At 35.8% G+C, this 25,860-nt stretch carries 20 protein-coding genes, 1 tRNA gene and 1 rRNA gene; 15 read left to right on the forward strand and 7 right to left on the reverse strand.

Annotation, left to right across the window (positions count from 1 at the left end; translation table 11 throughout):
* Positions 1-102: 102 nt before the first annotated feature.
* The 3 genes from rrf to EZ428_RS23045 all read left to right on the forward strand — a co-directional run bounded on the left by rrf (position 103) and on the right by EZ428_RS23045 (position 2,815).
* Positions 103-214 (forward strand): 5S ribosomal RNA (gene rrf / locus EZ428_RS23035).
* Positions 215-850: 636 nt separating this feature from the next.
* Entirely contained in the window at positions 851-1,258 is a 408-nt protein-coding gene (locus EZ428_RS23040) for a hypothetical protein (protein ID WP_131555705.1), read from the forward strand.
* Positions 1,259-1,282: 24 nt separating this feature from the next.
* Positions 1,283-2,815, forward strand: a complete 1,533-nt coding sequence (locus EZ428_RS23045; protein WP_131555706.1) for an LruC domain-containing protein — start codon at positions 1,283-1,285, stop codon at positions 2,813-2,815.
* 185 nt (positions 2,816-3,000) lie between these two features.
* Here the strand turns inward: EZ428_RS23045 and EZ428_RS23050 are convergent, their stop codons facing one another.
* Both EZ428_RS23050 and EZ428_RS23060 read right to left on the reverse strand, forming a co-directional pair.
* Positions 3,001-4,293 carry a sensor histidine kinase gene (locus EZ428_RS23050; RefSeq protein ID WP_131555707.1) on the reverse strand — a complete coding sequence of 431 codons (1,293 nt, stop codon included), beginning with the start codon at positions 4,291-4,293 and terminating at the stop codon, positions 3,001-3,003.
* Positions 4,294-4,754: 461 nt separating this feature from the next.
* Positions 4,755-4,828: transfer RNA gene (locus EZ428_RS23060), tRNA-Met, on the reverse strand.
* 151 nt (positions 4,829-4,979) lie between these two features.
* Between EZ428_RS23060 and EZ428_RS23065 the strand changes: the two genes are divergently transcribed.
* From EZ428_RS23065 to EZ428_RS23075, 3 genes are all read left to right on the forward strand, one after another.
* Entirely contained in the window at positions 4,980-5,360 is a 381-nt protein-coding gene (locus EZ428_RS23065) for an START-like domain-containing protein (protein WP_131555708.1), read from the forward strand.
* Between the two features lie 30 nt (positions 5,361-5,390).
* Positions 5,391-6,833, forward strand: coding sequence for an LptF/LptG family permease (locus EZ428_RS23070; protein ID WP_131555709.1), 1,443 nt, complete (start codon positions 5,391-5,393; stop codon positions 6,831-6,833).
* 470 nt (positions 6,834-7,303) lie between these two features.
* Positions 7,304-8,512, forward strand: coding sequence for a bifunctional 3,4-dihydroxy-2-butanone-4-phosphate synthase/GTP cyclohydrolase II (locus EZ428_RS23075; protein ID WP_131555710.1), 1,209 nt, complete (start codon positions 7,304-7,306; stop codon positions 8,510-8,512).
* A gap of 245 nt (positions 8,513-8,757) precedes the next feature.
* Here EZ428_RS23075 and EZ428_RS23080 read toward each other — a convergent pair whose 3' ends face one another.
* Positions 8,758-13,107 (reverse strand): translocation/assembly module TamB domain-containing protein, encoded by a 4,350-nt coding sequence (locus EZ428_RS23080; RefSeq protein WP_225871147.1) that lies wholly within the window; start codon positions 13,105-13,107, stop codon positions 8,758-8,760.
* A 128-nt stretch (positions 13,108-13,235) separates the two neighbouring features.
* Here EZ428_RS23080 and tsaD point away from each other — a divergent pair, with 128 nt between their 5' ends.
* Positions 13,236-14,237: a tRNA (adenosine(37)-N6)-threonylcarbamoyltransferase complex transferase subunit TsaD gene (gene tsaD, locus EZ428_RS23085; RefSeq protein ID WP_131555711.1), complete on the forward strand. Its 1,002-nt coding sequence runs from the start codon at positions 13,236-13,238 to the stop codon at positions 14,235-14,237.
* 11 nt (positions 14,238-14,248) lie between these two features.
* Entirely contained in the window at positions 14,249-14,464 is a 216-nt protein-coding gene (locus EZ428_RS23090) for a hypothetical protein (protein WP_131555712.1), read from the forward strand.
* 80 nt (positions 14,465-14,544) lie between these two features.
* Here the strand turns inward: EZ428_RS23090 and recA are convergent, their stop codons facing one another.
* The 3 genes from recA to EZ428_RS23105 form a co-directional block, all read right to left on the reverse strand.
* Complete coding sequence (recA, locus tag EZ428_RS23095) at positions 14,545-15,558, reverse strand: recombinase RecA (protein ID WP_131555713.1); 1,014 nt, start codon at positions 15,556-15,558, stop codon at positions 14,545-14,547.
* 111 nt (positions 15,559-15,669) lie between these two features.
* On the reverse strand, positions 15,670-16,350 hold the full coding sequence (gene nth, locus EZ428_RS23100) for an endonuclease III (protein WP_131555714.1): 681 nt from the start codon (positions 16,348-16,350) through the stop codon (positions 15,670-15,672).
* A 77-nt stretch (positions 16,351-16,427) separates the two neighbouring features.
* The gene (locus EZ428_RS23105) at positions 16,428-17,387 is read right to left on the reverse strand and encodes a helix-turn-helix domain-containing protein (RefSeq protein WP_131555715.1); all 960 of its coding nucleotides are present in this window, start codon (positions 17,385-17,387) and stop codon (positions 16,428-16,430) included.
* A gap of 206 nt (positions 17,388-17,593) precedes the next feature.
* Between EZ428_RS23105 and EZ428_RS23110 the strand changes: the two genes are divergently transcribed.
* The 5 genes from EZ428_RS23110 to EZ428_RS23130 all read left to right on the forward strand — a co-directional run bounded on the left by EZ428_RS23110 (position 17,594) and on the right by EZ428_RS23130 (position 20,525).
* Positions 17,594-18,172: a hypothetical protein gene (locus tag EZ428_RS23110; RefSeq protein ID WP_131555716.1), complete on the forward strand. Its 579-nt coding sequence runs from the start codon at positions 17,594-17,596 to the stop codon at positions 18,170-18,172.
* 30 nt (positions 18,173-18,202) lie between these two features.
* The gene (locus EZ428_RS23115; RefSeq protein WP_131555717.1) at positions 18,203-18,808 is read left to right on the forward strand and encodes a hypothetical protein; all 606 of its coding nucleotides are present in this window, start codon (positions 18,203-18,205) and stop codon (positions 18,806-18,808) included.
* 166 nt (positions 18,809-18,974) lie between these two features.
* Complete coding sequence (locus EZ428_RS23120; RefSeq protein WP_131555718.1) at positions 18,975-19,472, forward strand: hypothetical protein; 498 nt, start codon at positions 18,975-18,977, stop codon at positions 19,470-19,472.
* Positions 19,473-19,502: 30 nt separating this feature from the next.
* The gene (locus tag EZ428_RS23125) at positions 19,503-19,976 is read left to right on the forward strand and encodes a hypothetical protein (RefSeq protein WP_131555719.1); all 474 of its coding nucleotides are present in this window, start codon (positions 19,503-19,505) and stop codon (positions 19,974-19,976) included.
* A 6-nt stretch (positions 19,977-19,982) separates the two neighbouring features.
* A complete protein-coding gene (locus EZ428_RS23130) occupies positions 19,983-20,525 on the forward strand; it encodes a hypothetical protein (RefSeq protein WP_131555720.1) in 543 nt (180 codons plus the stop codon).
* 8 nt (positions 20,526-20,533) lie between these two features.
* Here the strand turns inward: EZ428_RS23130 and EZ428_RS23135 are convergent, their stop codons facing one another.
* A complete protein-coding gene (locus EZ428_RS23135) occupies positions 20,534-21,715 on the reverse strand; it encodes an MFS transporter (protein WP_131555721.1) in 1,182 nt (393 codons plus the stop codon).
* Positions 21,716-21,985: 270 nt separating this feature from the next.
* On the opposite strand from EZ428_RS23135, the gene EZ428_RS23140 reads away from it, so the two are divergent.
* Both EZ428_RS23140 and EZ428_RS23145 read left to right on the forward strand, forming a co-directional pair.
* Complete coding sequence (locus EZ428_RS23140; RefSeq protein WP_131555722.1) at positions 21,986-22,492, forward strand: DUF6252 family protein; 507 nt, start codon at positions 21,986-21,988, stop codon at positions 22,490-22,492.
* A gap of 24 nt (positions 22,493-22,516) precedes the next feature.
* Positions 22,517-25,831: a T9SS type A sorting domain-containing protein gene (locus EZ428_RS23145; RefSeq protein WP_131555723.1), complete on the forward strand. Its 3,315-nt coding sequence runs from the start codon at positions 22,517-22,519 to the stop codon at positions 25,829-25,831.
* Positions 25,832-25,860 lie beyond the last annotated feature (29 nt).

A 25,860-nucleotide genomic window follows, 5' to 3' on the forward strand; every position in this document is an offset into this window, starting at 1 on the left:
ACCCGAGGCTTTCAAGAGCAACACGTTGTTTGCTCTTCAAAATTGACTTCTTTCAATAATATGTCATTCTGGGAATGGACCATGTCCGCCCATTAAAGATATTCAGGTGCCTATATCGGCGGTGTCCACCTCTTCCCATTCCGAACAGAGAAGTTAAGCCCGCCAGAGCCGATGGTACTGCAGTAACATGTGGGAGAGTAGGTCGGTGCCAGATCCTAAAGATTGCCCCGTCACGAAAGTGGCGGGGCATTTCTGTTTTATGGGCATCTTTCCTTTTGCACCCTGCCTATGCTGGACAGGTCATATGTTTTTAGATAGCTGTACAATGTTGCCACCTAGACAAGGTGGGGGCCGACACCCGGCGTGGCCAGTGAACAGGTAACAGGACTGGCTTGCATAGCTTATTCAATAAGTGTATTATCCATCGGATCAAACCTTGGTCAAGCAAAAAAGTATTTACGCTGCTGTTGGGTTGTAGAAAACAAAGGCAGTGCAAAACATGAAATTTGCAAACCGCGACCTTAATTTTTATTAATTCCTTGATGTTTTTAGGCCTCTCAGAGCTTATCGATCTATCAAGCATTAAACCATAAACTATTGATTTACTTCAACATAAAGTAAATTAAAAAGGCTTTATTCAGTTAATTTAATCTATCTTTGCAACATTCCACTTAACAAATACACCTTTGGTTATTCCTCGATCAAATTTTGAGAGTTAACTCCACCATTGTATTCTTGGCTAACACTAATTTATTAAAAAATACATGGCTCCTTTGCCTATGTGGCAAGAATTACTGTGACTTCTTTACTAATACACTTATTTCTCACCCTTCTTTTTTAGAACAACTACATGGTAAAAAAACTACTTTACATCACTATTGCTGCTACACTAAGCATTGCATCCTGCAAAAAGAATAGTGTAACACCCGTTACAGCTATAAAAAGCACCAATGAAATTACAGCTCCAAAAGGGTTTAGCTGGGAAAATTCCAGAAGTATAAATCTTAATATCAGTATCTCTCAAACAAAATTTCCCGGTAAGCTTTATGTTGTAGCTATCTATACATCAGACCCTAGCACAGGCGGCACCCTCATTTCTAAAGGTTCCCTAAATGCTGTAACTAAGTTTAAAAGCAATCTTTATTTATCAAACCAAGTTAAGGAACTTTACATTGTTTGCATCAGTCCAGACCTTAAAGTAATCCATAAAACAGTTGTAATAGGCATTACAGATCAAGACATTGTTTTCGGTACATAAGTTCATCCTTAACTAAAAAATATCATGAAGTATATAGCTATTTTAGCATTCACTACACTATTGCATTTGGCATCCTTTACAATAACACTTGCCCAAAGCGCACCTTCTTTTGGTGCATCACAAAGCTTTGCGGTATTGGGCGCATCAACCGTAACCTCAACTGGTCCAACGGTAATAACAGGTAATGTTGGCGTTAGTCCAGGTACAGCAGTTACAGGCTTTCCGCCAGCAACCATCAAAGAAGGTGCTATTTTCGGTGGGGCCACTAGTTTAGCTGGGCCTGCACATGACGATGCTGTCGAGATCTTTAAAAATCTATCTAGTCAATCTGTGCCTACAGGAAATGACCTTACAGGTAAAGTACTAGGCAAAACTTCCGGAGCAACTACCCTTAAGCCAGGTGTATACAGTTTTAGTTCTTCTGCACAATTAAATGATACACTTACCCTTGATGATGAGGGAGATCCAAATGCCGTTTTTATTTTCAAAATCGGCTCTACCCTTACCACGGCTAGCTACTCAAAGGTAGTAATGAAAAGTGGGGGCAAGGGGCCAAATGTTTTTTGGCAAATAGGTTCCTCTGCAACAATTGGTACTTACACCACTTTTTTAGGAAATATTATTGCTTCGGCAAGCATTACCATGACTACTGGCGCTACTACTACAGGTAGGTTATTTGCCATTAATGCTGCCGTAACTATGGATAACAATACAGCTTTTGCAAGCTCACTAGAGGCTAAGGATAAAGATAAAGATGGCATCCCCGATCTTTTGGATGATTACCCAGATGATGCCAACAAGGCCTTTAATAATTATTCATCAATAACTGGTGGGTCTACAGTTGCTTTTGAAGACCTATGGCCATCTAAAGGAGATTTTGACATGAACGATTTAGTAATGAGCTACAATTATACCATTGTAACCAACGCTAATAACATAGTAGTACAAGTGTTAGGGAACTTCACATTGAGAGCTGCTGGCGGCACGCTTAGTAATGGATTTGCGGTAGAGTTTCCAATACCCCGAGCTAGTGTTAGAAGCCTAGAAGGAGCCACCTTAGAAGCTGGACAAACAAATGCAGTTGTTGTTTTATTTACAGATATGCAAAAAGAAATGCCTAATGGAAATACAGAACCCGGTAAGCCGCAAAGCAACCCTAAATCTTACAACATTAAATTCGATGTACTAAAAGGCCCATTATTTGAGGACTTTGGTACCGATTACAATCCCTTTATCTTCTATATGTCTGCTACATCCAGACGTGAAGTTCATTTGATGGATAAGCCGCCAAGCCAATTAGCAGATCAAACGTTGTTTGGTCAAAGTAATGATGATACCGACGTAGCTGCTGGAAGATTTTATGTAACAAAAACGGGTTTACCTTACGCAATTAGTATTCCTACATCAAGTTTCCAATATCCGATCGAAAATAAAGATGTCACGCAAACTTATCTTCACTTTGCAGAATGGGCAAACTCAGGCGGGAAATTATTTATAGATTGGTTTAGCAATACCGATAATTCATATAGAAACCCACTACTGATCTATACAAAATAGTAAATAATCAAAAGACATATCCTTATTAGTCATCGCCTATTTGTATAGCATATAGGCGATGATTGATATTGAAGCTCAGCTGTATTGCCAACTCAACTGGCAATCGTAGTGCTTCACTGTTTAGTTCTAATCATATCGCATTAAGATACCCAATCGAGTTGGGTATCTTAATGCGATATGATGCTTTACCCCTTTGGCAACCCCACATAAAAAACCGTCCCTTTACCCTCTACACTTTCAAACCAAATATCCCCATGTTGCAACCCAACATAAGTTTGCGCTAACCTTAAACCCAATCCAACACCCTTTTCATGATTAGTACCATAAGTACCCTTACTTTTAAGCGAAAATATAAACGGTTTCTCGCTCTCCTTAACACCTATTCCATTATCACTAACAATAATCAAACACTGTTCAGGTCTTTCCTCAAACCTAATCGTTATAGCCCCATGCTCGTGCGAAAACTTAATTGCATTATTTAATAAGTTCCGCACTATCAATTGCAACATATCAGGATCCGCAACAACAGCCAAATCTTTATTAACCTCATAATTAAGGCTAATACCCTTTTCGGTAGCTAAATTATTTTGTAAACCAATGGTATGGTTTAGCGTATCATGCAAGTTTATGTTAGCAAGATTAATAAGTACACCATCCATCTGGTCTTTAGACCATAGCAAAATGTTCTCAAGCATTTCAGAAGTCTGCCGAGTAGAAATCAGCAATCCCTTTTTAACCCTGGCCTTTTCATCATCACTAAGCTCCAGTTCATTAAGCAAAGTGAGGTAATTCTCTATAGAAGCCAATGGTGCCTTTAAATCATGCGCCACAATAGAAAAAAGCTTGTTCTTGGTCTCATTGCTTTCCTGTAAGGCAATCAACCTATCTTCTGCCAGGCCTTTCTCCTTGTTGTAACTATTCTTCATGAAAACAGTAATCACCGTCATCATGAAAATGATTTCGAAAAATGTTTGCGCCAAATCTAATAGTTTATGCCTTTCATTTTCATACAAAGGCTTAACCCACTCCGGGTGCATATATTCTAATGTTAAAAGAACTATTAAAAGTAAAATATTCAATGGTATCCAAACCCAAAACTGTTTCCTGCTGCAAACAATCGTTAGTAAAAAGATAATTAAAATAAAAGTAAATAGATTTACCCCACTAGATCCTGCAGCTTCAAAATAGGTGCCTGCACAAAGTAAATTAAAGGAGAGTGCACAAATGCCTACAGCAAGGGCCAATTTACCTTTATACCTAGATAGGTAATAACACAGAAACAATACCCCAATTAAAGGAAACATCAAAAAACCAAACTCAACCAATCCTAAACAAAAGTTCACAATTGCATTTACCGAAGCAGTAAAAACAGCAAATATGGTTACCGCATTAAAAATTCTACACTCTAAAGAATAGGCTACTTCGCTACCAATAAGGTTTTTCCAGAAAGATGAAAACGTTTCTTTAAATGAATTCAAAATCAGATAGATGTTTTAACAAATATATGAATATATGTGCTTGCAATCTAGAAACGCAGAAAATGAACGAAATTTATTTCAAATAGGAGTAAGATTGTTTTTGGAGTGATTGAGCGGAATGTAAAAGGATTCTATTTATCAATGCTATATTTTATTAGTCAGTTAGTTCCGTTAAATCCAACTTCCATTACTGTTTATGGGGTAAGCTCCAACTTTTATAAAGTAAGCCCCACCGTTCATAAAGTACCCCACTACTTAAGTAGCGGGAACGAGAGTTGAACTCGTGACCTTCCCGATTGCATCGGGACGCCCTAACCAACTGAGCTATCCAACAAAAAAAAACTTCAGGAACTTAACCTTAAAGCTTTTTTTAGTAGTAGTATGAACTCTTGACCTTTCCAATAGCTATTGGGAGCTACCCTTTAAACAAAAAAAGCCCATCTTTCGATGGGCTTTTACCGTAGCGGGAACGAGAGTTGAACTCGTGACCTCAGGGTTATGAATCCTGCGCTCTAACCAACTGAGCTACCCCGCCATTCTTTATTATTATACTTTGCAATAATTATTATATATTACAATAATTATTAGTTTTTTTTAAAGAGTTGCAAATATAGAATAAATTACTTTTCTTTAGAAATAATAAGTAAAAAAAAGTCCATTATTTTTAAGAATATAGGTGTTATAGGATGTCAGAAAAGAAAAAATTTACATTAGAATATGAGTTGAGATCATCTCCCCGTATATTATTCAGTTTTATTAGCGAACCAAACGGCTTGTCTCAATGGTTTGCAGACGATGTGATTTTTAGAGATCAGGTTTACACTTTTACTTGGGACGATGAAGTCCAAAAAGCAAAAATGCTAAGCATTAAAGAAAACAAGTTGGTTAAATTCAAGTGGTTAGACGATGAGCCACATTGCTATTTCGAAATGGAGATAGTACAAGACGAATTAACCAACGATGTAGCCTTGGCCATTACCGATTTTGCCACAGATGAGACACGCACAGAAAAAACACAAATTTGGGATAATCAAATCACTTACCTCCTTAGTGTAATTGGTGCCTAAATTTTCGTCGGCTTTGTCTATCTTTGTATATTGAAAAAGATACATCTATTACTGATAAAGGCATTCATTAGACCATTTTTCGTCACATTTTTTATTGTGATGTTTATTCTATTGATGTTTTTCTTGTTTAAATACATAGACGATTTAATAGGAAAAGGATTTGAATGGTATACCATTGCCGAGGTCATGGTATACGCATCAGCATCAAACGTTTCAATGGCCTTGCCCTTAGCCATACTACTGTCCTCTATCATGACCTTTGGTAGTTTGGGCGAAAACTATGAATTGGTTGCCATTAAGTCTGCCGGCGTGTCCCTGCAAAAGGCAATGCAGCCACTCTTTGTGCTCATTATTTGTATATCCATAGCCTCTTTTTTCTTTTCAGACTACATGTTGCCCAAGGCCAACCTAAAATATGGCTCCCTGCTTTTTGACATGCGGAATAAAAAACTATCCTTTTTAATTAAACCAGGAGTTTTTAACAATAGCATACCAGGCTACGGAATGAGGATAGAACGCAAGGGAGAAGGTGCGGTAGATTCATTATATGGTGTTCTAATTTACGACCATACCGGCGGAAACGGCATATCAAAAATCGTGATGGCCGAAAAAGGCAAGATGTCTAAAACTAAAGACGGCAAGTTTCTGATCCTACAACTCATCAATGGGGTGAGGTACGAAGAGTCTAATGGAAGTAGCAGTAATTCATTTAATCCAAGGCAGGCTTTTACCCGTATGCGCTTTAAGCAAACTGAGGTTAAGTTTGATTTTTCTAGTTTTGGTTCAGGTTTCAATCGTACAGAAGAAAATAGTTTCATGAACAACGCCCAAATGCTAAACCGAAAAGGGCTTACAAAAAGAGAAGATTCCTTAATAAAAAGTTTAGATACCCTAAATAAAGTAACCAAGGTCAATGCAAGTGCTTATTACAAGCAGAATAACTATTTAAAAGGCTACACAAAAGTTAAGGCAAAACCTAAGGTTATTAATGGTTCTGTTTTAACCGTTATAGAAAAAAATAACAGGGTGCAAGCCCTACAAAATGCCTTTGATCAATCCGAAACCATTAAGCAAACACTTAATAACAGGTTGTTAGATCATGATTTTAAGGTAAAGGAAATCATTAAGGCGAAAATAGAATACCAAAGAAAGTACACGCTAGCCGTATCTTGTTTACTGCTTTTCTTTATTGGGGCACCTTTGGGAGCAATTATTAGAAAAGGCGGCTTAGGCTTGCCAGTGGTAATTGCCATCGTGTTCTTTTTAATTTATCACATTATTTCTACCGTAGCAGAAAAATCTGCAAAAGAAGGCTCACTAGACCCAACCTTCGGCATGTGGACGGCCATTGTTATCCTCACGCCATTAGGTGTCTTTTTAACCTATAAGGCAACAGTAGATTCTGCCTTGTTTGATGTAGACTACTATAAACAGCTAATAGTTGGCCTGTTTAAGCGTAAAAAGAAAGATTAGAAAAAGAAGGGTTCTGCCTTCCATCGCACTTGTAGCCCCGCTTTCGGCTTTAGTCTTTCGCTTTCAGCTCAAGAGCTATCGCCATCAATCGGGTTTAATTAACAAAGGCAATTGGTTCTTTGGGCAATTAGCAACCCGACATATTAGCACAGCTTTTTGCTCTATAGCCCTGATTGAAGCGGCATCCTTTTGTGTTGTCATCCTGACGCGTGCCGATTTTATATCGGTAGCTTGTCTAAGGAAATACAAAAGATTTAGCGGAAAGCAGGAACAAACATTAATCAAAACTTCAAAACTGCGCTCCCAATCGATATAATCTTTCTGCATTAGTCTTTATGCTCTTCTAACAAAAATCAAAACTTTATTCCTTACTTATCAATGATATTTTATGCCAAATTATTGTTGGTAAAGGTTGTAACTTTGTGTCGACTTATAATAAGGAACCTTAAGCCTTATTTACCAAATACAAAATGGAAATTAAATTAAATACAATAGACGAAGCATTAGAAGATATTAAAGCTGGTAAAATAATTATTGTGGTTGATGATGAAGATCGCGAAAATGAAGGCGACTTTATTACTGCAGCAAGAAACGTAACGCCAGAAGTAATTAATTTCATGTCTAAGTATGGCAGAGGTTTAATCTGCGCTCCGCTAATAGAAGACCTATGCATCGATTTAAAGCTCGATTTAATGGTGCAAAATAATACCGTTCTACACCAAACCCCTTTTACCGTTTCAGTAGATTTAATTGGACAAGGTTGTACAACAGGAATTTCTACACATGATAGAGCCAAAACTGTACAGGCATTAATTAATCCAGATACCAAACCAGAAGATTTAGGCAGACCCGGACATATTTTCCCTTTAAAGGCAAAACGTGAAGGTGTATTGCGCAGAACGGGGCATACCGAAGCAACTATAGATATTGCTCGTTTGGCAGGTTTTGAGCCAGCTGGCGTATTGGTAGAGATCATGAACGACGATGGGACAATGGCTCGTTTGCCAGAGTTAATGGTTATTGCGCAACAGCACCAACTTAAGATAATTTCTATTAAAGATTTAATTGCTTACCGTTTAGCGGCAGAGAGTTTAATTAGAGAAGAAGTTGCAGTTAATTTGCCAACGCAATGGGGCGATTTTAAAATGACAGCTTACACTCAATTAAGCAATGGAGCTACACATTTAGCCATTACCAAAGGCGAATGGAAAGAAGGTGAGCCAATATTAGCTAGGATACACAGTTCATGTGTTACTGGAGATATTTTTGGTTCTTGTCGCTGCGATTGTGGGCCACAATTACACAAGGCACTTCAGATGTTAGAGCAAGAAGGAAAAGGCATTGTGGTTTACATGAACCAAGAGGGTAGAGGGATTGGTTTAGTAAATAAACTTCGTTCATATAACTTACAAGACGCTGGTTTTGATACCGTAGAAGCAAATATAGAATTAGGCTTTAAAGGCGATGAACGTGATTACGGTGTTGGTGCTCAGATTTTAAGAGCGCAAGGCGTTACTAAAATGAAGTTAATGTCTAACAATCCCACTAAAAGAGCTGGCTTAATTGGCTATGGACTAGAGATTGTAGAGAACATTCCAATCGAAATAGAAAGCAACAAACATAACGAGTCTTATTTAATTACCAAGCGTGATAAAATGGGACACCAGATCATGAAGTAATACTTTGTTTGGATATGTATTAAAGGACGGTAAGAATTTAGGATTTAAATCTTACCATCCTTTAATCCAGTAAATCCTAATCCAGACTAATTTACATTACCTATTCTACTCAGATAAGATTGAATTATAGATCCGGTCATCCTTTAATCCTGTAAATCCTGATCCAGACTACCTTTATATTACTTATTCTACTCATTTAGGATTGAATTATAGATCCTGTCATCCTTTAATCCTGTAAATCCTGATTACCTTTTGGGATTATTCTTTTTACTCTCATTCAAGATAGCTTCCTTATTCACTTTTTCCTTAGCTTCTGCTTCTTTCTTCTTCTGCTCCCTTCTATATTTTCCTGTTATTTTTTTAATAAACTCACCAAAAGTGTCAAATTGTTGGGTGTAGATTAAACCTAGAGAGGTTACGTTAGCATTTGGACTAACCCCTGGATTTTGGAAAATACTCTGTTGTGTAGGAGGTTTGTTGGCTAACTTACCCACTAATGTTCCATCCTTTTTGATCAAAGCTAAAATCTCTACCTCTCTACCAACATTGTTAGAAAAACCTAAAGAATAATCTGTAGTACTTTTGTTTCTATCTACAATCCCTGCATTAATTACTATCCTATCATTTAGTATTTTAAAGGTTGCACTTCCTTCAGTTGGCGATTGAATATTGATATCTACAAAGTTGAGGTTAAGCGAAGAAAGTACATTGTTAATTTGATTAAAAATTAACTCAGTTGCAGTACTGGTTCCTACAGACCCTAATTGCTGGCCTAAATTTTCTTTACCTGTTCCAGGGGCAAATCGACGCTGTATAATTAAACTTAAAGCTTGCGTATTTAGGTTGTTACCATCGTTAAAGTAAGATTGAAACTCTTCTTTTTTTGCAGGGTTGGCAGGGAAGAAGATATCTAATTTAATATCTGGTTGTAATAGTAAACCTGTTAAGCCCATTTCTACTTCTGTTTGTACCCTTTCGTCTGAGGCTGATGATTGGTCTCTGTTTGCAGCCGTATATAAATCGGCAGTGCTTGCCCTTAATGCGTAAATAGCCTTTAGGTTAATTTGTGCAGTAGTTGGGTTTCCCGTCCATCTAATCGTTCCACCTTGTCTAATCTCCAAACGTTTATTAATTACCTCCTGAGCAGTGAAATCGAAAATCCCAGTCTCAATTATATAATCGCCCTTCATCTCAAAATCGCCGCCACTATTAATGTTTAACTCTAGCTCTGCATTTCCTTTTCCACTTAGTTTTCCTAAAATGGTATAAATATTTGCGGTGCTGTTAGGGTCAACCCTTAGTTTGAAATTCATTTTTAAGCCATCAAAACTGGTCTTCTTTTTAACAACTTGTGCAGTATCCTTACTTACAAAAGTGATAAAATCCCTATCAGATACTGTTTCAGAGCTGTTTAAAGGCAAGTTAAATACAGTTCCTTTTTCTGTTTTGGCATCAATGTTAATGAACATGTTATTGGTAGGGCCTTTAAAAGAGAAATTGCCAGTTGCATAAGCTTTGCCATAATACACAGAGTTGTCCTTTGATGTAGTGTTCAACGCCATAAAGTTAGTAGCGGTTAAGTCAACTTGTATGTTTGGATCATCTATGTTGTTTAAATCTACAGTCCCATTAGCCGTTGCCTTATTCCCATCCACATCCTCAAGCTCTAAATCATCAATGGCTATCACACTATTCTCAACAGTTACTCTATCATTTAAAGTATAAGCAGTCTTTAAGTAGTTAACAGTCAATTCCCCTTTGTTAAAAGAAACTTCTCCATTAATTCCTGGCTTTTCAAACTTCCCTTTCACGGTTAGGTCTGCAGATATATTACCTTTCAAATTGGAAACTAGTTTCTTAACAAATGGCTCTAAAATGGTCAATTTAGTATCATCCATTTTTACATTAAGGTCAATGGACTTTTCTTTTAAATCTAAACCTCCAGTTATTTTGAAGGTCTCTCTACCATCGGCCAATATTTGGGTATAAACATTTGCAACATTCCTAGTTTGATCATAAGACGATGTATCCGTTAAACTACCGATATAGATATTGTTTAAAGTTAAAGAATCGATCCTTAAGCTATCAGATATTTTTGGCGACTGCATTACATCATACAGTCTGGTTTTACCATTTATATTTCCAGAAAGTTTAACGCCCAAAGTTTTAACAAAGGGATTTAATGTTTTGAGGTTAAAGTTTTCAAATCCAACAACCAATAAATCCTTAGGATCATTTGATAAAATTCCATCTACTTTTAATAACTGTTTGTTGTTGCTCAATGAGAAATTATTGATTTCGGTTTTACCATTATTAAAGTTGATACGAACCTTTTCTTGGATGCTCCAATCTTCGCTGTTTATCTTTAAGTTAGAAGGAAGTATACTGATTTTTGCCGTAGTGTCTGATGCAAATTCCACAAGTCCGTTTAAATCCAGCTGATTTGCATCATCAGCATTTGATAATTTAACGTTTAATGAAAGACTGTCATTTCTTAAAACATTGGTTAAGTTGACATTCTTGATGTATAAACTATCATTTAAGTCTACTCTATCTGCCGTAATAATGGCTTGCAACTGTTTGTCTGTTGTGTTTTCATCAATAATGATGTTATTGGCGATGATTCCTTTGTAGGTTAACTTGTTAATAAAGCCATTTAGGGTTGCCTTATTATTCCTCGAATCAAATGACCCAACAAGAATTGCTTGCTCATCTATCTCTAACCCTGGTACTAAAAGTTCTGCTATAGGCTCAAACCTCTTGATTTTTAAGTTGAAATCAAATATCTGCGTTTTGTAATTTACAATCTCTGCTTTTAAGGAAGGGATATAGGTTTTTGCAATTGCCTTATAATAAGACACAATGGTGTTTAAGTCATATTGTCCTTTTATACTAGCGTCAAAAACATCTGATTTTATGGTCAAACTCCTATCAATACCTAATCCATTGGCAGTAAGTTGTACCGAGTCTATATTGTAAACTCCTTTTTTATTGTTAAGTGTTATTTTTTGGATGGAAAGATTTCCTTGGATATTGTCTAGGTTGTCTCCAGAGAAATTAGTGCTAAATTCAGCATCAATCATTAAAGAATCTTTGTACAGTTTTAATTTCTTAAGTTTTGCCTTTTTAATGCTTGCCTTAAAGTTAAATACAGGAAGTGCTGGATTTAGGTTAACGCCCCCATCAAAATCCAGTTGTACATTTTTATCATTGATGCTTAAGTTTCCATCAAAATATTTTTTGTCGAACGTTCCGTTGATTTTAACATTTTGATACCTATATCCATTAAAATCTATATAAGATACATTTCCTTTCAGCTCCTCTGTAAGCGATTTAACCTCAATTCCTTTTCCTTTTACATATAGCTCAGACGTTATTCTTCCTAAGGTTTTTTCGTTTAATAACTCTCCTAACTTAAAGTCATAAGTTTTAACATTCCCAGTATAAGAAGGAATACCCTTCTTATCTATTTTCATGTTCACATCAGACTTGAATCGTCCAAGCTTAGTCTTAAATTCACCATAGGCGATAAAATCATTTTGGAAACCAGAAAACGTTCCATTAAAGTTTACGTTTCCAAATTTATTTACAATTACTGGAATGGATTTTATTTTCTTTCCTGCTATATCGGTTAAGATTTCGTCTAAGTCTTTTTTATTGGTGCCAGCCATCTCAATTTTCATATCCATGAAAGTTTGTTCAAAGTCTGGCAGTCCTTTCAGTGTAAAGTCACCTTTAATATAAGTTGCTTTTCCGGTTTTAATAGAAAGTTTTTTAGCCTTTAAGTCCCTAACATAACCTGTAATTTTGCCATCAATATCGATGTCCAATTTCATCTTTTTTAACGCAGGTGTAAAGTAGGCAATGTCTGATGAAGAAATATGGCTATCCTTAAAATTAGCATTCATTCTAACTTTGTCAACAAAGTTGTTGAAATCCCTAAACCTTTCAAACTTCATTTGGAAATAATCCATTAACCTAGTTCGGTCGGTTACTAATAATAAGTTTTGTAATTCAATGGCATTAGTATCTATTGAAGCTAGTGTGCTAAGATTCTTTAAATTGAAGCCGCTTTTTTCTTTAAAGGTTAAGTTTTTAATATTGGCTTGAATAACGTGTTCCTTAGTATTTAAGCCCTCGAAAATCCCATTCAACTTGGTTAAGCTAATGTCATCAAAATTTATCCCATTGATAGTGGTGTCTTTCTTTAGGTTTTTGTATTTAAAGGCAATGTTGTTTAATATAATTCTATCAAATAGAAACTGGAATTTTTTTCTTTTAGGTCGATTTCTTGGAGCAGGACTATCAAAATAATCTATAATGAAATCTAAATTTGAAGAACCATCTTTATGGTCTTTTAAAAAAAAGGAGCCGTTATTAACTTGTACCGTATTTACATCAAGTATTCTTTCCTTTAAGGATAACTTATTTAAATCGACCAAAAACTTAGGGAAATTAGCAAGTGTATCTTTCTGCTGGTCTAAGACAACTAGGTTTTCTAGTACAACAGATTTAAATGGTTTAACATATAAACCACCAATAGTTATGGTCGTTTTTAATTCTTTAGATAAATAGGCAGCTGCTTTTTTTGCCACATAAGTCTGCACTGGCTTAAATTGTAACGAAAAAGTAAGTATCGCAAGCAACAATATAATTGATGCAACAACCCAAAGCAGTATTTTTAATAGTTTTTTAATAGTTTTGTAGCTTAATAATCATAAACGTGCCTGTCATACTTGCTATCGAATCATCATGCGATGAAACTTCTGTTGCTGTTTGTAACAACGGCAAAATTACTGCCAATGTTATTGCAAACCAAACAATTCATGAAAATTATGGGGGTGTAATACCAGAATTAGCATCAAGGGTTCATCAACAAAATATAGTGCCTGCTGTTCAACAAGCTTTGGCAATTGCTAAAGTTAACAAAAATGAGCTAAACGCAGTTGCATTTACGCGTGGTCCGGGTTTATTAGGTGCGTTATTGGTAGGTGTATCGTTTGCTAAATCCTTTGCGCTTGCTTTAGATTTGCCATTAATTGCTGTTAATCATATGCAGGCTCATATTTTGGCGCATTTTATTGATGAGCCAACACCTAAATTTCCATTTTTATGCCTTACGGTTTCTGGCGGTCATACCCAGATTGTGTTGGTTAAAGACTACTTCGACATGGAAATAGTTGGCGAGACATTAGATGATGCCGCAGGAGAAGCTTTTGATAAGACAGCTAAAATCTTAAGCCTTCCTTACCCTGGTGGTCCTTTGATAGATAAGTATGCGCAACAAGGAAATCCACTGGCATTTAAATTTCCTGAGCCACAAATACAAGGATTGAATTATAGCTTTAGTGGTTTTAAAACTGCAATTTTGTACTTTATAAGAGACAGACAAAAAGAAAACCCACAATTTATTGAGCAAAACCTAGCTGATATTTGTGCGTCAGTTCAATATAGTATTGTGAATATTTTATTAAACAAGCTCAAAAAAGCAGCTAAACAGTATGATATAAAAGAAATTGCAATTGCTGGGGGTGTTTCTGCAAATTCAGGTTTGAGGAATGCACTAACAGAAATGAAAGAAAGTTTAGGTTGGAATGTATATATTCCAGCCTTTCAATATTGTACTGATAATGCTGGTATGATTGCCATTGCAGGTTATCAGAAGTTTTTAGTTGGAGAGTTTGTTGGACAAGATATTTCGCCAATGGCGAGAATGAATTTTTAAATTATAGTATTATGGGAGCGAATAGTTTTATATTTTTTGGGTTATTATTAATTCCTTTAATTGTCTTTTTAGTATGGATGATTAAACAGGATAAAAAAAGAAACTATTTAGGATTAGTTCTTTTAGTGGTCGGGATTATTATTGCAACTTATACCATCATCACATTAGATAAAAAGTTCTTGAAGAACAACGCTGATGCAGCACCAAAATCTTCAAGTTTTAGATAAAAAAAGAACGCTGTTGCTATAATGTTTTAGCAACAGCGTTCTCAATAGTATTTCTTTGTATCTAAATAAAGGATTTTTAGCTATATCTTTTCTTCTAATTTATCTCCTGTTACTTCAGCTCTAATTTTAGCTTCTATTTCTTCAGATAATTCTGGATTATCTAATAATAGTGTTTTAACAGCATCTCTTCCCTGGCCTAGTTTAGTTTCTCCATAAGAGAACCAAGAACCAGCTTTTTTAATGATGTTAAAATCAACACCTAAGTCAATAATTTCTCCAGTTTTAGAAATGCCTTCTCCAAACATGATATCAAATTCAGCAATTCGGAAAGGTGGTGCAACTTTATTTTTAACGATTTTAACTTTAACCCTATTTCCTGATACTTCATCAGAATCTTTAATCTGTGAAGTTCTGCGAATATCTAAACGTACAGATGCATAAAATTTCAATGCATTACCACCAGTGGTAGTTTCTGGGTTGCCGAACATTACACCAATTTTTTCACGTAATTGGTTAATGAAGATACAGCAACAGCCAGTCTTTGAAATTGTTCCTGTTAGTTTACGTAAGGCCTGGCTCATTAAACGAGCATGTAAGCCCATTTTGCTATCACCCATTTCGCCTTCAATCTCCGCCTTTGGTACCAATGCAGCAACCGAGTCAATCACGATTACATCAATAGCCCCAGAACGAATCAAGTTGTCTGCAATTTCTAAAGCTTGTTCTCCATTATCTGGTTGAGCGATAAAAAGGTTATCTACATCTACACCTAACTTTTTAGCATAACCCTTATCAAATGCATGCTCTGCATCAATAAATGCAGCAATACCGCCTTTTTTCTGTGCTTCTGCAATAATGTGAGTGGCCAAGGTTGTTTTACCAGAAGATTCTGGCCCGTATATTTCTATCACACGTCCTTTTGGAACACCGCCAATACCTAAGGCGATATCTAAACTAATTGAACCAGTAGAAATTGAATCGATGGCTTCAATTGGAGCATCGCCTAATTTCATCACGGAACCTTTACCGTATGATTTTTCTAATTTATCTAATGTTAATTGTAGTGCTTTTAATTTTTCTGCGTTTGGGTTCATGTCCTTCATCTTCTAAATAAATAAATGTATGTATCGGCTAATAATCTAATCTTGTAATGCTAATAACTTTAGCAAACATATTAATTTTAATTTGATTAATGCAAATAATATTTAAACTATTTCAATAAAATTATCAACATCACTAATTTCTTTAGTTTTATGAAGCTTTTCAAAGTACTTACACATATAGGTTATTTCACAAATGCTGCATTTCGGACTTCTCGCCACACAAACATACCTGCCATGCAGAATTAACCAATGATGAGCCATGGCAATGGTATGCTCAGGTAAATTTTTAACTAAATCTTTTTCTACTGCTAAAGGTGTTTTTCCAGTGGTTAACCCAATTCTATTGGCAACCCTAAATACGTGAGTGTCTACCGCCATTGCCGGAGCATCATAAATAACAGATGCAATAACATTAGCAGTTTTGCGGCCAACACCTGGCATTTTCTGTAATTGGTCTATGTCTGATGGTACTTGGTTATTAAATTCGTTTACCAGCATATTTGCCATTCCCACTAAATGCTTAGCCTTGTTATTAGGATAACTAACACTTCTTATGTAATCAAAAACGATGTCTGGTGTAACTTCTGCCAACGCAGTAGCATTTGGGAAACGCTTAAAAAGAGCTGGAGTTACTTGGTTGATTCTTTTATCGGTACATTGTGCAGAAAGAATAACCGCTACCAGTAATTGATAGGGATTGTTATAGTGTAATTCAGTTTCGGCATTAGGTTGTTTAGCCGCAAAGTGCTTTACAAAAAGTTGATATCGTTCTTTTTTTAGCATAGACAAATATAGTGTTGAGTATTGAGATTTGCGTATTGAGTAAAACGAACAACGAAAGACGAGCAACGAAAAATGCCCTAAGGTATATTTATCTCCCTTATTAAGTTATCACATTCTGCGAATGAATTGTAAAGAAATTTGTTTCGATGTTTTTCGCCCTGCCCACTAAATGAAACCGACTTTTTAATTAAGCCTTGCATCCAGTGTTTTGTTTGTTCGCAATAAGATTGGTCATCGGTCTTTAAATAATTGAAGGTATTAAATCTATTATAACAAGACATACTTCCTTTGTGGTCTACTAAATAAGATATACTTCCTAACACATCGCAGTTATACCAATTAAAGCTGTGATCTGGGTCGATGGTTTTTTTACTGCTAATGGCATACATATTCATGTCTGTTAAACAATACCTAACCTGTTCTATAATTTGGATGGCTAATCCTTTGTCGATATAACCTGCTTCAAATGCATACCTAATTTGTTCAATTGTGCCATGCACAGTGTCTTTTGCCCATATTTCGGTGCAAGGGATCTCTAGGTAAATTTGATTTAACTCTTTTGAAAGAGATATAATTTGTTCATCAAATGAGCTTGGGTCAAACTTCGTTTCAGAATTCATTGCGCTGTCTGACCAAAAGAACAGCTTAAAACAAGTAAGCTCTGGGTATTTGAAAAAATGAAATAAGGGAATGTCATCGGTTGTAATGGTGATGTGCTTTTTAGTCCCACTTTGAATTTGCTTTAGGTTTTTTAATAAGTCTTGCAAGTACAGCAGCATATTTGGTGTTTCCTGGTCAACGCTTAAATAATCAAATGTTACTGTTGGCAGCTGCTCTGGTTTATAAAGAAAGGGAACGCCGAAGTGGTCAGAAAGCTTTACTATCTGATTGATATTTAATAAACTACTGCCCTTAATTTTTTTATAAGCCTCATTAATGCTAATTGACAACACTTCAGCTATGCTTTGAGCCAGGTTTTGGTATGTTGGCAAAGCTGTTTTAATCTGCTCAAAGTAATTTGCTTGAAAATTAACCATTATTAATATTCCTAAAAATTAAGTAAACGTAAATTAACATCTTTACAAGTTAATTTAGTCTAATATACAATCTTTAGAATTAATAAATGAATAATATTGTTATTTAATTGTTCTTTAAGATTAAGCTATTTGTTTTTTGTGTCTTTAAGGATTAATTCTTCAATTTTCTACTCAATACTTTTGGTTATCAATTTAAATCAAGAGTCATGAAAACTAAAATATTAATCATCAGCGTAATTGCGATACTATTATCTGAATCTTCATTTTCACAGAAGCCGGATTTTTCGGGCTTCAATAATCTTTATTTAGGTTTTGAATTAGGTAAATCAAAAAGCTACGATAATTATGTGAATGTTGGAATTTGGGCGCAATACGACCATAATTATCTAAAAATTGCTATTAGCGATGCCAGAGACAACAGAAGTGAAGAGCAAAAATTGTTGAAGGGAGAAGATGATGAAAGCCATATCACTACACCAGGTTTAACGGACTTTGGATTAATTTATGGTAAAACTTACACGCTATTAAAACGCCACCAATTTCAATTCGGAACAGGTGTTTCAGTTGTTGCTAAAACTATCCCAGATGAAGAGTTTAATCGTGCCAAACAGCCTTATTATTTACCCCGGTTTAATGAAGAAATAGCCATCGGCTTACCTGCTGAATTAAGGTATAGTTTTCAATTTAACAAAGGGATTGGCATAAATGCTTCGTGGAGAGGAAATGCAAACGGAGTTAAAAGCTATGGAAATTTTTCATTTGGGGCTTCAATAGGTATGTTCTAAAAAGAAATCAATTTTTTAAAATATAATGATATGAAAACTAACACAGTAAAATACCAGGCATATTTTGTTTTGATTTTAGCAGTAGCTGTGCTCACAGGTTGTGCCTCATTTTCTAATACGAGAGTTTGGCGAGCTTCAAAGAAGTTAACCGAAAATAATTTGAGTGAACTTACAGGTACTTATTCTTTTTCCCCAGATTATGGTTACGATAAAAAAGGAAACCAAGAAGATGTCATCAATGATAAGAAGAAGGATTATTTCTATCAATACTTAACCAATAAAGCAATTAGCATTGATACTGTGTCTAGATATTTTATTTCACTTACTTACTTAAAAGAAAACAGTATAGCTATCTCAATCAAAAAAGAAAGACTGATGATTGATAGTTTGATTTTGTCAGGAAGGTTGCAATCAAGGGGGTTGCTGAAAGTTGGAAAGACAGAAGTTAAGGTTCATGGAATACCTTACCTACTGGGAGGTACCCAAAGTAAAAAAACTAGAATTGGTGTAGCGAAGGATGGTGGCCTAATATTGAATCACGCAGTTGATAATTCTGGTGCGTTTTTATTATTAATTGGGGCTGGAAGAGGTTTTGATGTTGCCTATCATTTTAAAAGAATCAATCCTAAAAGCTAGAATTAGCACCTAGGTAATTATAAATATGTATCAATATTGCTCACAGATCATTTAAATTATTATGGTTATGTATCAACTCAACTCTCCATGCGTTAAGCACTACCTTCAAAGCATAGTGCTTATAGCTGCACTTCTATTTTCTAGTTGTGTTTCGTTTCAAAAAGGAATGGAAAATCCAAGTCCATTAACAAAAAGTAACGTTGTCTCTTTAAACGGGAAATACAGCATTAATGCATCAAATGAAGAAGAGAAAACCAGAAAGTACTGGATGTACAATAATTTTTTACAGGAATTAGATCGAAAATTATTAGCAGACACCTTCAAAATTGACTCTGCCAAAACTTACGCTGTTAGATTAGAGGTTCTAGCAAATGATAAACTAAAAATTGATTATATCGAAAATGGTGAAACCATAAGAGAAAGAATACTTAATGCAAAACTGAAAAAAGATGGCTATCTCTATCTTAAAAACAAAAATGTAGGGCTTGTGCTGGTGCCATATGTTGCTGGTGCAATAGATATTAAGAAAACACGATTATCTAAAACAGAAGATGGCGAACTCATTTTTGATGTAGCAAATCATCGTTCGGGGGCATTTATGATTATTGCCTTTTTAGATGGTAGAACTTGGAAATACCGCAAGATTTATCCAAAAGTAATTTAATCCGCTTGTCTACTCACCTAAAAATAAATTATGAAAATCATTCTTACAATATTAATGTGCCTGTTTATTAAACATGCTTGCAGTGCGCAATTGAAGCCAAAATATAATATTAAGGTAATCGAAAAAAATAAGCATCGTGTACGCGGTGTCTTTTATGTCATTACTGATCATGAACTTATCTTGTTAAAGCACAACACTGATACCATTAAACTAAGGTTTGCTAATGTAAAAGACATTTACATTAGTAAGCGAGGGGTGGTTTTGCCATTTATATTAATCGGGGCAGGTGCTTTCGTGGTCATTGCAGCAGAATCTACCAATGCTTTAACGCAGGCTGCCAATATTGTAGGAGGTATACCAATTGGAGTGGCTCTAGGTTCTTTAGTCGGACAATTATTTGCTAACAAGCGGTTTTATAGAGGACTGGAAGTGTCTGATTTTCCAAATATTAGGACTGATCTTGAAAAATATACTCAAAAAATTTATCAACCTTTAACTAATTAACTAAAGATGAAATGCATTCTTATAATTACCTTGAGTTTATTAATGGCTAATAACTGCATTGCACAGCAATTTTCCTTAGGATTGGAAGCTGGATTAGGAACTAAATCTGGTATATATGGCCAGTCTTATGTTGCTTTACAAAATGAGGCTTATTATTTTAAAATTAAAAATTCCAGGGTTGGTGAAATTGGACTTTTTGGTGATAGACCAAGCCCAAAACTATTTGATTATGCTTTAATGGTTGGTAAAAATTTTAATGTGGGTAGCGTTCATAATTTTCAGCTTGGTGCAGGACTTGCATTTACGGGTAAGGTAACTCAAGGAAAATACATAAGAAGTGGCGGGCAAGAAAATAGTGGTATTCTTTTGTTTGGATATAGCGTGTATGAAAAGATTCAGAAAAACACAATTGGCTTGCCAATAGAAGCAAAATATAACTTGAAATTGGGCAATATCATAGCGATAAGCTTATCGGCCAATGCAAATTTAAATGCGATACAAAGTTTTGCAGGATTGTCTGTAGGTACTTTTTTAGGGAATGTAAGATAGCCTGGTTTTTAGTTTAAACAAACTTCTGCCTTTGTTTTAATCTTTGCAGGATGATGGCTTTTAATCAGCCAAAACGCAAACATCGCACCAATCAATGCCATTAATGCACCCACTAAAGCTGGCCAGGTATAATCAAACCCATAAACCAAAGGTAGTCCGCCGAAGAAAGCACCCAATGCATTTCCAATATTAAAGCTAGCTTGACTAGCAGAGGCAGCCAACATTTCTGACCCCTTTGCGGAAGTAATCATTAACATTTGTATTGGCGCTGCTAAGGCAAAAGAAACCGCTCCGGTTATAAATGTCATTATTAAGGCTAATACAGGGTTAAATGACACGTAATGGACGATTATTAACGTTATTACCATGGTTAACAATAAAGCGACTGAAGCTTTGGCGGGAGAAAATTTATCTGCTAAATAACCACCAATGAAATTGCCGCAAAGCATACCGAGTCCGGCTAACATGATAATGTAAGTAACACTATTTGCAGAAAAACCAGCAACATCTGTCATTAATGGAGCAATGTAGCTATACCATGTAAATAAACCGCCTGTTCCAATAGAAATCATGATGATGATTAACCAAGCTTCTTGCTTTTTGAAGAAACCAAGCTCAGCCTTTAAATCTCTGTTTTTGTTGGCTGGCAAAGCCGGAAGCCATTGTTTAAGGCTAATCAACGTAATGATGCCAACTATGGCTACAACAGCGAATGAGAACCGCCAAGAAAAATTATGACCGATAAAAGTACCTAACGGAACGCCCAAAACATTTGCAATGGTTAAACCCGCAAACATCATAGATACTGCTTGTGCCGCCTTACCCTTTTCTGCAATGCGACTTGCCACTACAGAACCCACGCCGAAAAATGCACCATGTGGTAAGCCAGATAATAAACGAGCTATGAATAATAAACTAAAGTTAGGTGCAAATGCAGATAGTGCATTAAATACCGTAAACATGATCATTAAAGCAATCAATATCTTTTTGGGTGGAAATTTGCCCGCTGCCATTACTAATAATGGAGCGCCAATGACTACGCCAAGCGCATAAGCAGAGATTAAATAGCCAGCTTGAGGAATGCTTACATTTAAATCTTTTGCAATATCTGGCAACAGACCCATCATTACAAACTCTGTAATACCGATACCTAAACCGCCTAATGTGAGTGGAAGTAAACTCTTTTTCATAACCTCTTAGTGTTAAAATTACACTAAGCAAAAATAAGTGTTTAAATCAAAGGGAAAGTCAGAATGTGGTAATAATGATAATTTATTATTGATTGAGACAGTTAGGTTATAAATATTTTCATCCCGAAAAACTACCGCTTCGACCTGAGAATATACCCTTCCGTATAGAAAACACTAACTATAAATTTAATTAAGTATGTTTAAAGCAGTAGAACGCCTGTTATGACAAAGGCAAAAAAGACAAAAGGGATTTAACAAAATAATAACAGGATGAAAAAGAGACCAATCTTTTTATTGAGCTTGGCCTGTGTTTTTTTGAGCTTTGCAATATTGCCTATTTCTTGTAAAAAGAAAACCATTGGCGCACTAGAACCAGCCTTACCAGCAGAAACCCAGACAGGGGCAAGAACTTTTGGTTGCTTGGTTAATGGAGAAATATGGATACCCACTGGTATATCAATGATTCCAGCAATTACTACGAGTATACAATTTGATATATTAAGTTTGAAAACCAACAAGGGTGTTGAAGCTGTTAATTTTTCGGTCACAAATATGCAAACGGTTGGCAGTTATGATTTAATAACCAATAGTAATTTTGTAAGGTACATATATGATACCAATATATATAAATGCACAGATGGCACTTTAGTAATTACAAAGTACGATAAGATTAATAGAATAATTTCAGGGCACTTTTTTTTTGTTGGAAAGGATAGTGCTACTGGAAAAACAATAAAGATAACAGAAGGTAGATTTGATGTGCCTTTTACTAATTAATTCTTAACTATAACTCTTCTCGAAATGAAAAAACTACTCTTCTTATTGTTGTGCTTACTACTAGGAGCAAAGCTACAGGCACAGGAAACGCCAAATGATTTTTCGGATAGAATTAAAAGTATCTTTCAGCACGTAGACAAAACACCTGTTTACACGGGCATTTTGTTAGATGTCGGCGTTAATTTTAGTAACTTAAATAATTTTACTGGAACCATATTGGTTGATAGTAACTATGTGAGTTTAAAGGAGTGGCGAAGTATTTATGGCTCGTTGCTTTCTTCCCAATTTAGCAATACCGTTAGTTTTACATCTTTTGGTTCTTTTAATACTGCCCTAAACGCACTAACTTATGATTCGCTTGCCACTCCATTTGTTTATTTACATTACAATTATCAGGAGCTGCGTGACGATGCCATTACAGCAGGACTGATGTACGAAACTGGAGACCAGCTGTATGATGTAAACACTCGAACTCAAAGCCCTTATCTTACTAAAACAGCATTTGCAATAGCTCCACAAAAAGAATATTTTAATGCACTTGGGGGTTATGTAAGTTTCACACTACCAAGTACATTAATGTTTGGCAATACCACCAAAACCATTAGTCAGATTAAAATAGATTTAGGCGATGGTAATGGTTTGCAAATAAAATCCATAAACACACCATTTAGTACAAGCTATACTACTACAGGTTACAAAACTATTAATTACGAAGTTACTTTTACCGATAACAGCACTCTGATTTCGCACAGTAGAATTTATGTAGAGGTAACAGCTGAAGAGGAATCACCTGGCGGTGGCTCAATTTCTAAGGCTTACCATGCTAGAACAGGGCATACTATTGAGATCAATACGCCATCTGGATTAAAAAAGGCTTTTTTGCAGATTAGACTGAGTAATAACCATCTTAATGACAACATTATTAAGCCTTTAATTGTGGTGGAGGGTATTGATTTTTGGAAGATTACAACACCCAATACACCTAATGAAGATTTTACTGTTGATAGATTTTTAACAAATAGTCTTGACCAGATATTATACCCAAGTAATACATTTTTGAACAATGATATTGATTTACTTGGCTATGATATTGTTTTTGTGAATTTTGATGATGCCACTGATGCTCTAGAAACAAATTCGGCTCTTGTACAGGCCGCTATACAATGGGTTAATGGTAACAAAACAGGTAGTGCAGATAATGTAATTTTAGGTTTGAGTATGGGTGGTGTAATCGCAAGACATGCCCTTCGTAGCCTAGAAACTAACAGCATTGCCCATCACACCAGTTTATACATTAGCATGGATAGTCCTCATCAAGGAGCTAACTTTCCTTTAGGTTTGCAAGCTTTGGTCAAACATATTAATAAAGCAGAGTTCAGTTTGTTTTGGGGGGCAATCCCATTAATTAAACTGGTAGATATGTATCCAGAGTTAAAAGTTGCTAAAGATATACTTAATGCACCAGCGTCGAAACAGTTACTGTATTATAGAATAGGAGATGCAGCTAATTTAGCAGTAGATAATACCGAACATGATACTTTTTATAGTGCCTACCATTCTTTGGGTATGCCATCGAGTAGAAATATTGCGATTAGCAATGGGTCAGAATGCGGAACCTTACAGCCCTTTGCACCATATACTACATTATTTGAGGTTAAAGAAGAAAAGCGTTTAAAGATACCGTTTTTGGCTAATTTAATAGACTTTTTTACAGCTCCTTACCAAGTGGTAGGTGGATTGTTAACTAACAGACCTCTAATCGGATTTGGTTCCATATTGGGTCCATTGTCTACAAAAACAAGTTTTGTTACAGAAATTAGGGCAAAATCCTTGCCTAACCAAACTAATCAACAGGTTTATAAAGGCTTTGTTGGAATCAAGCGTAAGATATTAGGTTTGTTTAATGTAAACTCAGCTATTACAGATAGATCCGCAAATGCTGGAAGTTATATGCTTCCATTGGACAACGGAGTTGGCGGGGAGGCAAGCTTTAGTAACGGATCTTCTGTAGGTGTGCCTTCTGGCTTGGCAGATGTTGTTTTAGTTCCCAGCTTCAATTATGTCCCCTCGGTAAGTTCACTAGACATTGGTAATGGAGCAACTACTATTTCCACTTCGCAACTTTATACAGGTTACAGCAGAAATATCCCTACAACCAGCCCAAATAATTCGCCATTCGATAATTTTGTTACTTCAGTTGTGGGTAACGAAGATCATGTAACTTTCACATCTCGCAATGGCGATTTTTTATTAAAAGAATTGGCAGGCACAACTACAGGTTTCGTCAGTTGTGGTGTTTTTTGTAATCCAACTAGCTCATTTAATATTACTGGTCCTGTTATTTCAGGGGCTAATACTACTTATTCAATTACAGGCGTGCCCTCTGGAACAACAATTAATTGGGAGGTGGGTGGAGGGTATACAATTGTAGGTTCTTCAAATAGTACAACAGTTGGAATTGCAACTCCTACATATACTAATCAGTTTGCAGTATTGGCAGCGATATTACGTAGTCCTTGTGGTGAATTTGCCGTCAGAAAAACATTAGTGCCACCATTAATTACAATTAGCCAAAATAATAATACGGGTGCTTGTGGCGAGGCTACGGCCGAGATCAATGTCCCTTCTGGCGCAAACTTTCATTGGACAGCAGATGGAGATATAAATATCAATGGTCTTGGTCAGTCTGTTTACACGAGCTCTAACAGTGTGAATATAACTGGATTGGGCGGTACAGTTTATTGTACTTTTATGAGCTATAATAATCAGGTGGTTACATATACAGCACATAATCCTTATCAAGTTTCCATTAGTATAGGTGCAAACCCTATGATAGGAAGCGATCCACTAACAGCAATGATCCAAAGCGTAGGTTATTCGTACAATGCAATAAGATGGTATTTAGATGGTAATTTAATTGCAAGTGGAGTAGAATCTTTTTATGATAGCGGTAATCCTCCATGCGGTAATCATACCATATCAGTAGAAGTTGATTTGCCTTGTGGCGCAACGGTAACAGCTGGTTCAATAGAAGTTGAGCGATATTGCAGTGGTATGCGAAGTATGGTTGTTTATCCAAACCCTGCAGTTGGTAGTAGCTTGTTTGTAGCTCCTGATGAAACCAAAATGGCAAAAATATCTACTGCTGAAAAAAGTAAAATGAAGGAATATGAGGTTTGGCTTTATGATGTAAAGGGTAAGCTAAGGAAGAATACTAAAAGCAGAAACTATAAAGTAGAGCTAGACACAAGAGGTTTACCATCAGACACCTATTTTCTGCACATGAGAATGGATGGAGAAAAAGAGACAATTAAAAAACAGGTAATTATTCGTAATTAATAGAACTAAAAATCCCGCTAGCCAAGGGT

It is taken from the genome of Pedobacter frigiditerrae (assembly GCF_004331645.1).
Classification (GTDB): Bacteria; Bacteroidota; Bacteroidia; order Sphingobacteriales; family Sphingobacteriaceae; genus Pedobacter; species Pedobacter frigiditerrae.

Coding starts and splice junctions, on each gene's coding strand:
- EZ428_RS23145 (WP_131555723.1), top strand. CDS start 22,517: ATGAAAAAACTACTCTTCTTATTGTTGTGCTTACTACTAGGAGCAAAG.
- EZ428_RS23125 (WP_131555719.1), top strand. CDS start 19,503: ATGAAAATCATTCTTACAATATTAATGTGCCTGTTTATTAAACATGCT.
- EZ428_RS23040 (WP_131555705.1), top strand. CDS start 851: ATGGTAAAAAAACTACTTTACATCACTATTGCTGCTACACTAAGCATT.
- EZ428_RS23140 (WP_131555722.1), top strand. CDS start 21,986: ATGAAAAAGAGACCAATCTTTTTATTGAGCTTGGCCTGTGTTTTTTTG.
- recA (WP_131555713.1), bottom strand. CDS start 15,558: ATGAACCCAAACGCAGAAAAATTAAAAGCACTACAATTAACATTAGAT.
- EZ428_RS23105 (WP_131555715.1), bottom strand. CDS start 17,387: ATGGTTAATTTTCAAGCAAATTACTTTGAGCAGATTAAAACAGCTTTG.
- EZ428_RS23065 (WP_131555708.1), top strand. CDS start 4,980: ATGTCAGAAAAGAAAAAATTTACATTAGAATATGAGTTGAGATCATCT.
- EZ428_RS23130 (WP_131555720.1), top strand. CDS start 19,983: ATGAAATGCATTCTTATAATTACCTTGAGTTTATTAATGGCTAATAAC.
- EZ428_RS23115 (WP_131555717.1), top strand. CDS start 18,203: ATGAAAACTAACACAGTAAAATACCAGGCATATTTTGTTTTGATTTTA.
- EZ428_RS23135 (WP_131555721.1), bottom strand. CDS start 21,715: ATGAAAAAGAGTTTACTTCCACTCACATTAGGCGGTTTAGGTATCGGT.
- EZ428_RS23110 (WP_131555716.1), top strand. CDS start 17,594: ATGAAAACTAAAATATTAATCATCAGCGTAATTGCGATACTATTATCT.
- EZ428_RS23045 (WP_131555706.1), top strand. CDS start 1,283: ATGAAGTATATAGCTATTTTAGCATTCACTACACTATTGCATTTGGCA.
- nth (WP_131555714.1), bottom strand. CDS start 16,350: ATGCTAAAAAAAGAACGATATCAACTTTTTGTAAAGCACTTTGCGGCT.
- EZ428_RS23075 (WP_131555710.1), top strand. CDS start 7,304: ATGGAAATTAAATTAAATACAATAGACGAAGCATTAGAAGATATTAAA.
- EZ428_RS23090 (WP_131555712.1), top strand. CDS start 14,249: ATGGGAGCGAATAGTTTTATATTTTTTGGGTTATTATTAATTCCTTTA.
- EZ428_RS23120 (WP_131555718.1), top strand. CDS start 18,975: ATGGAAAATCCAAGTCCATTAACAAAAAGTAACGTTGTCTCTTTAAAC.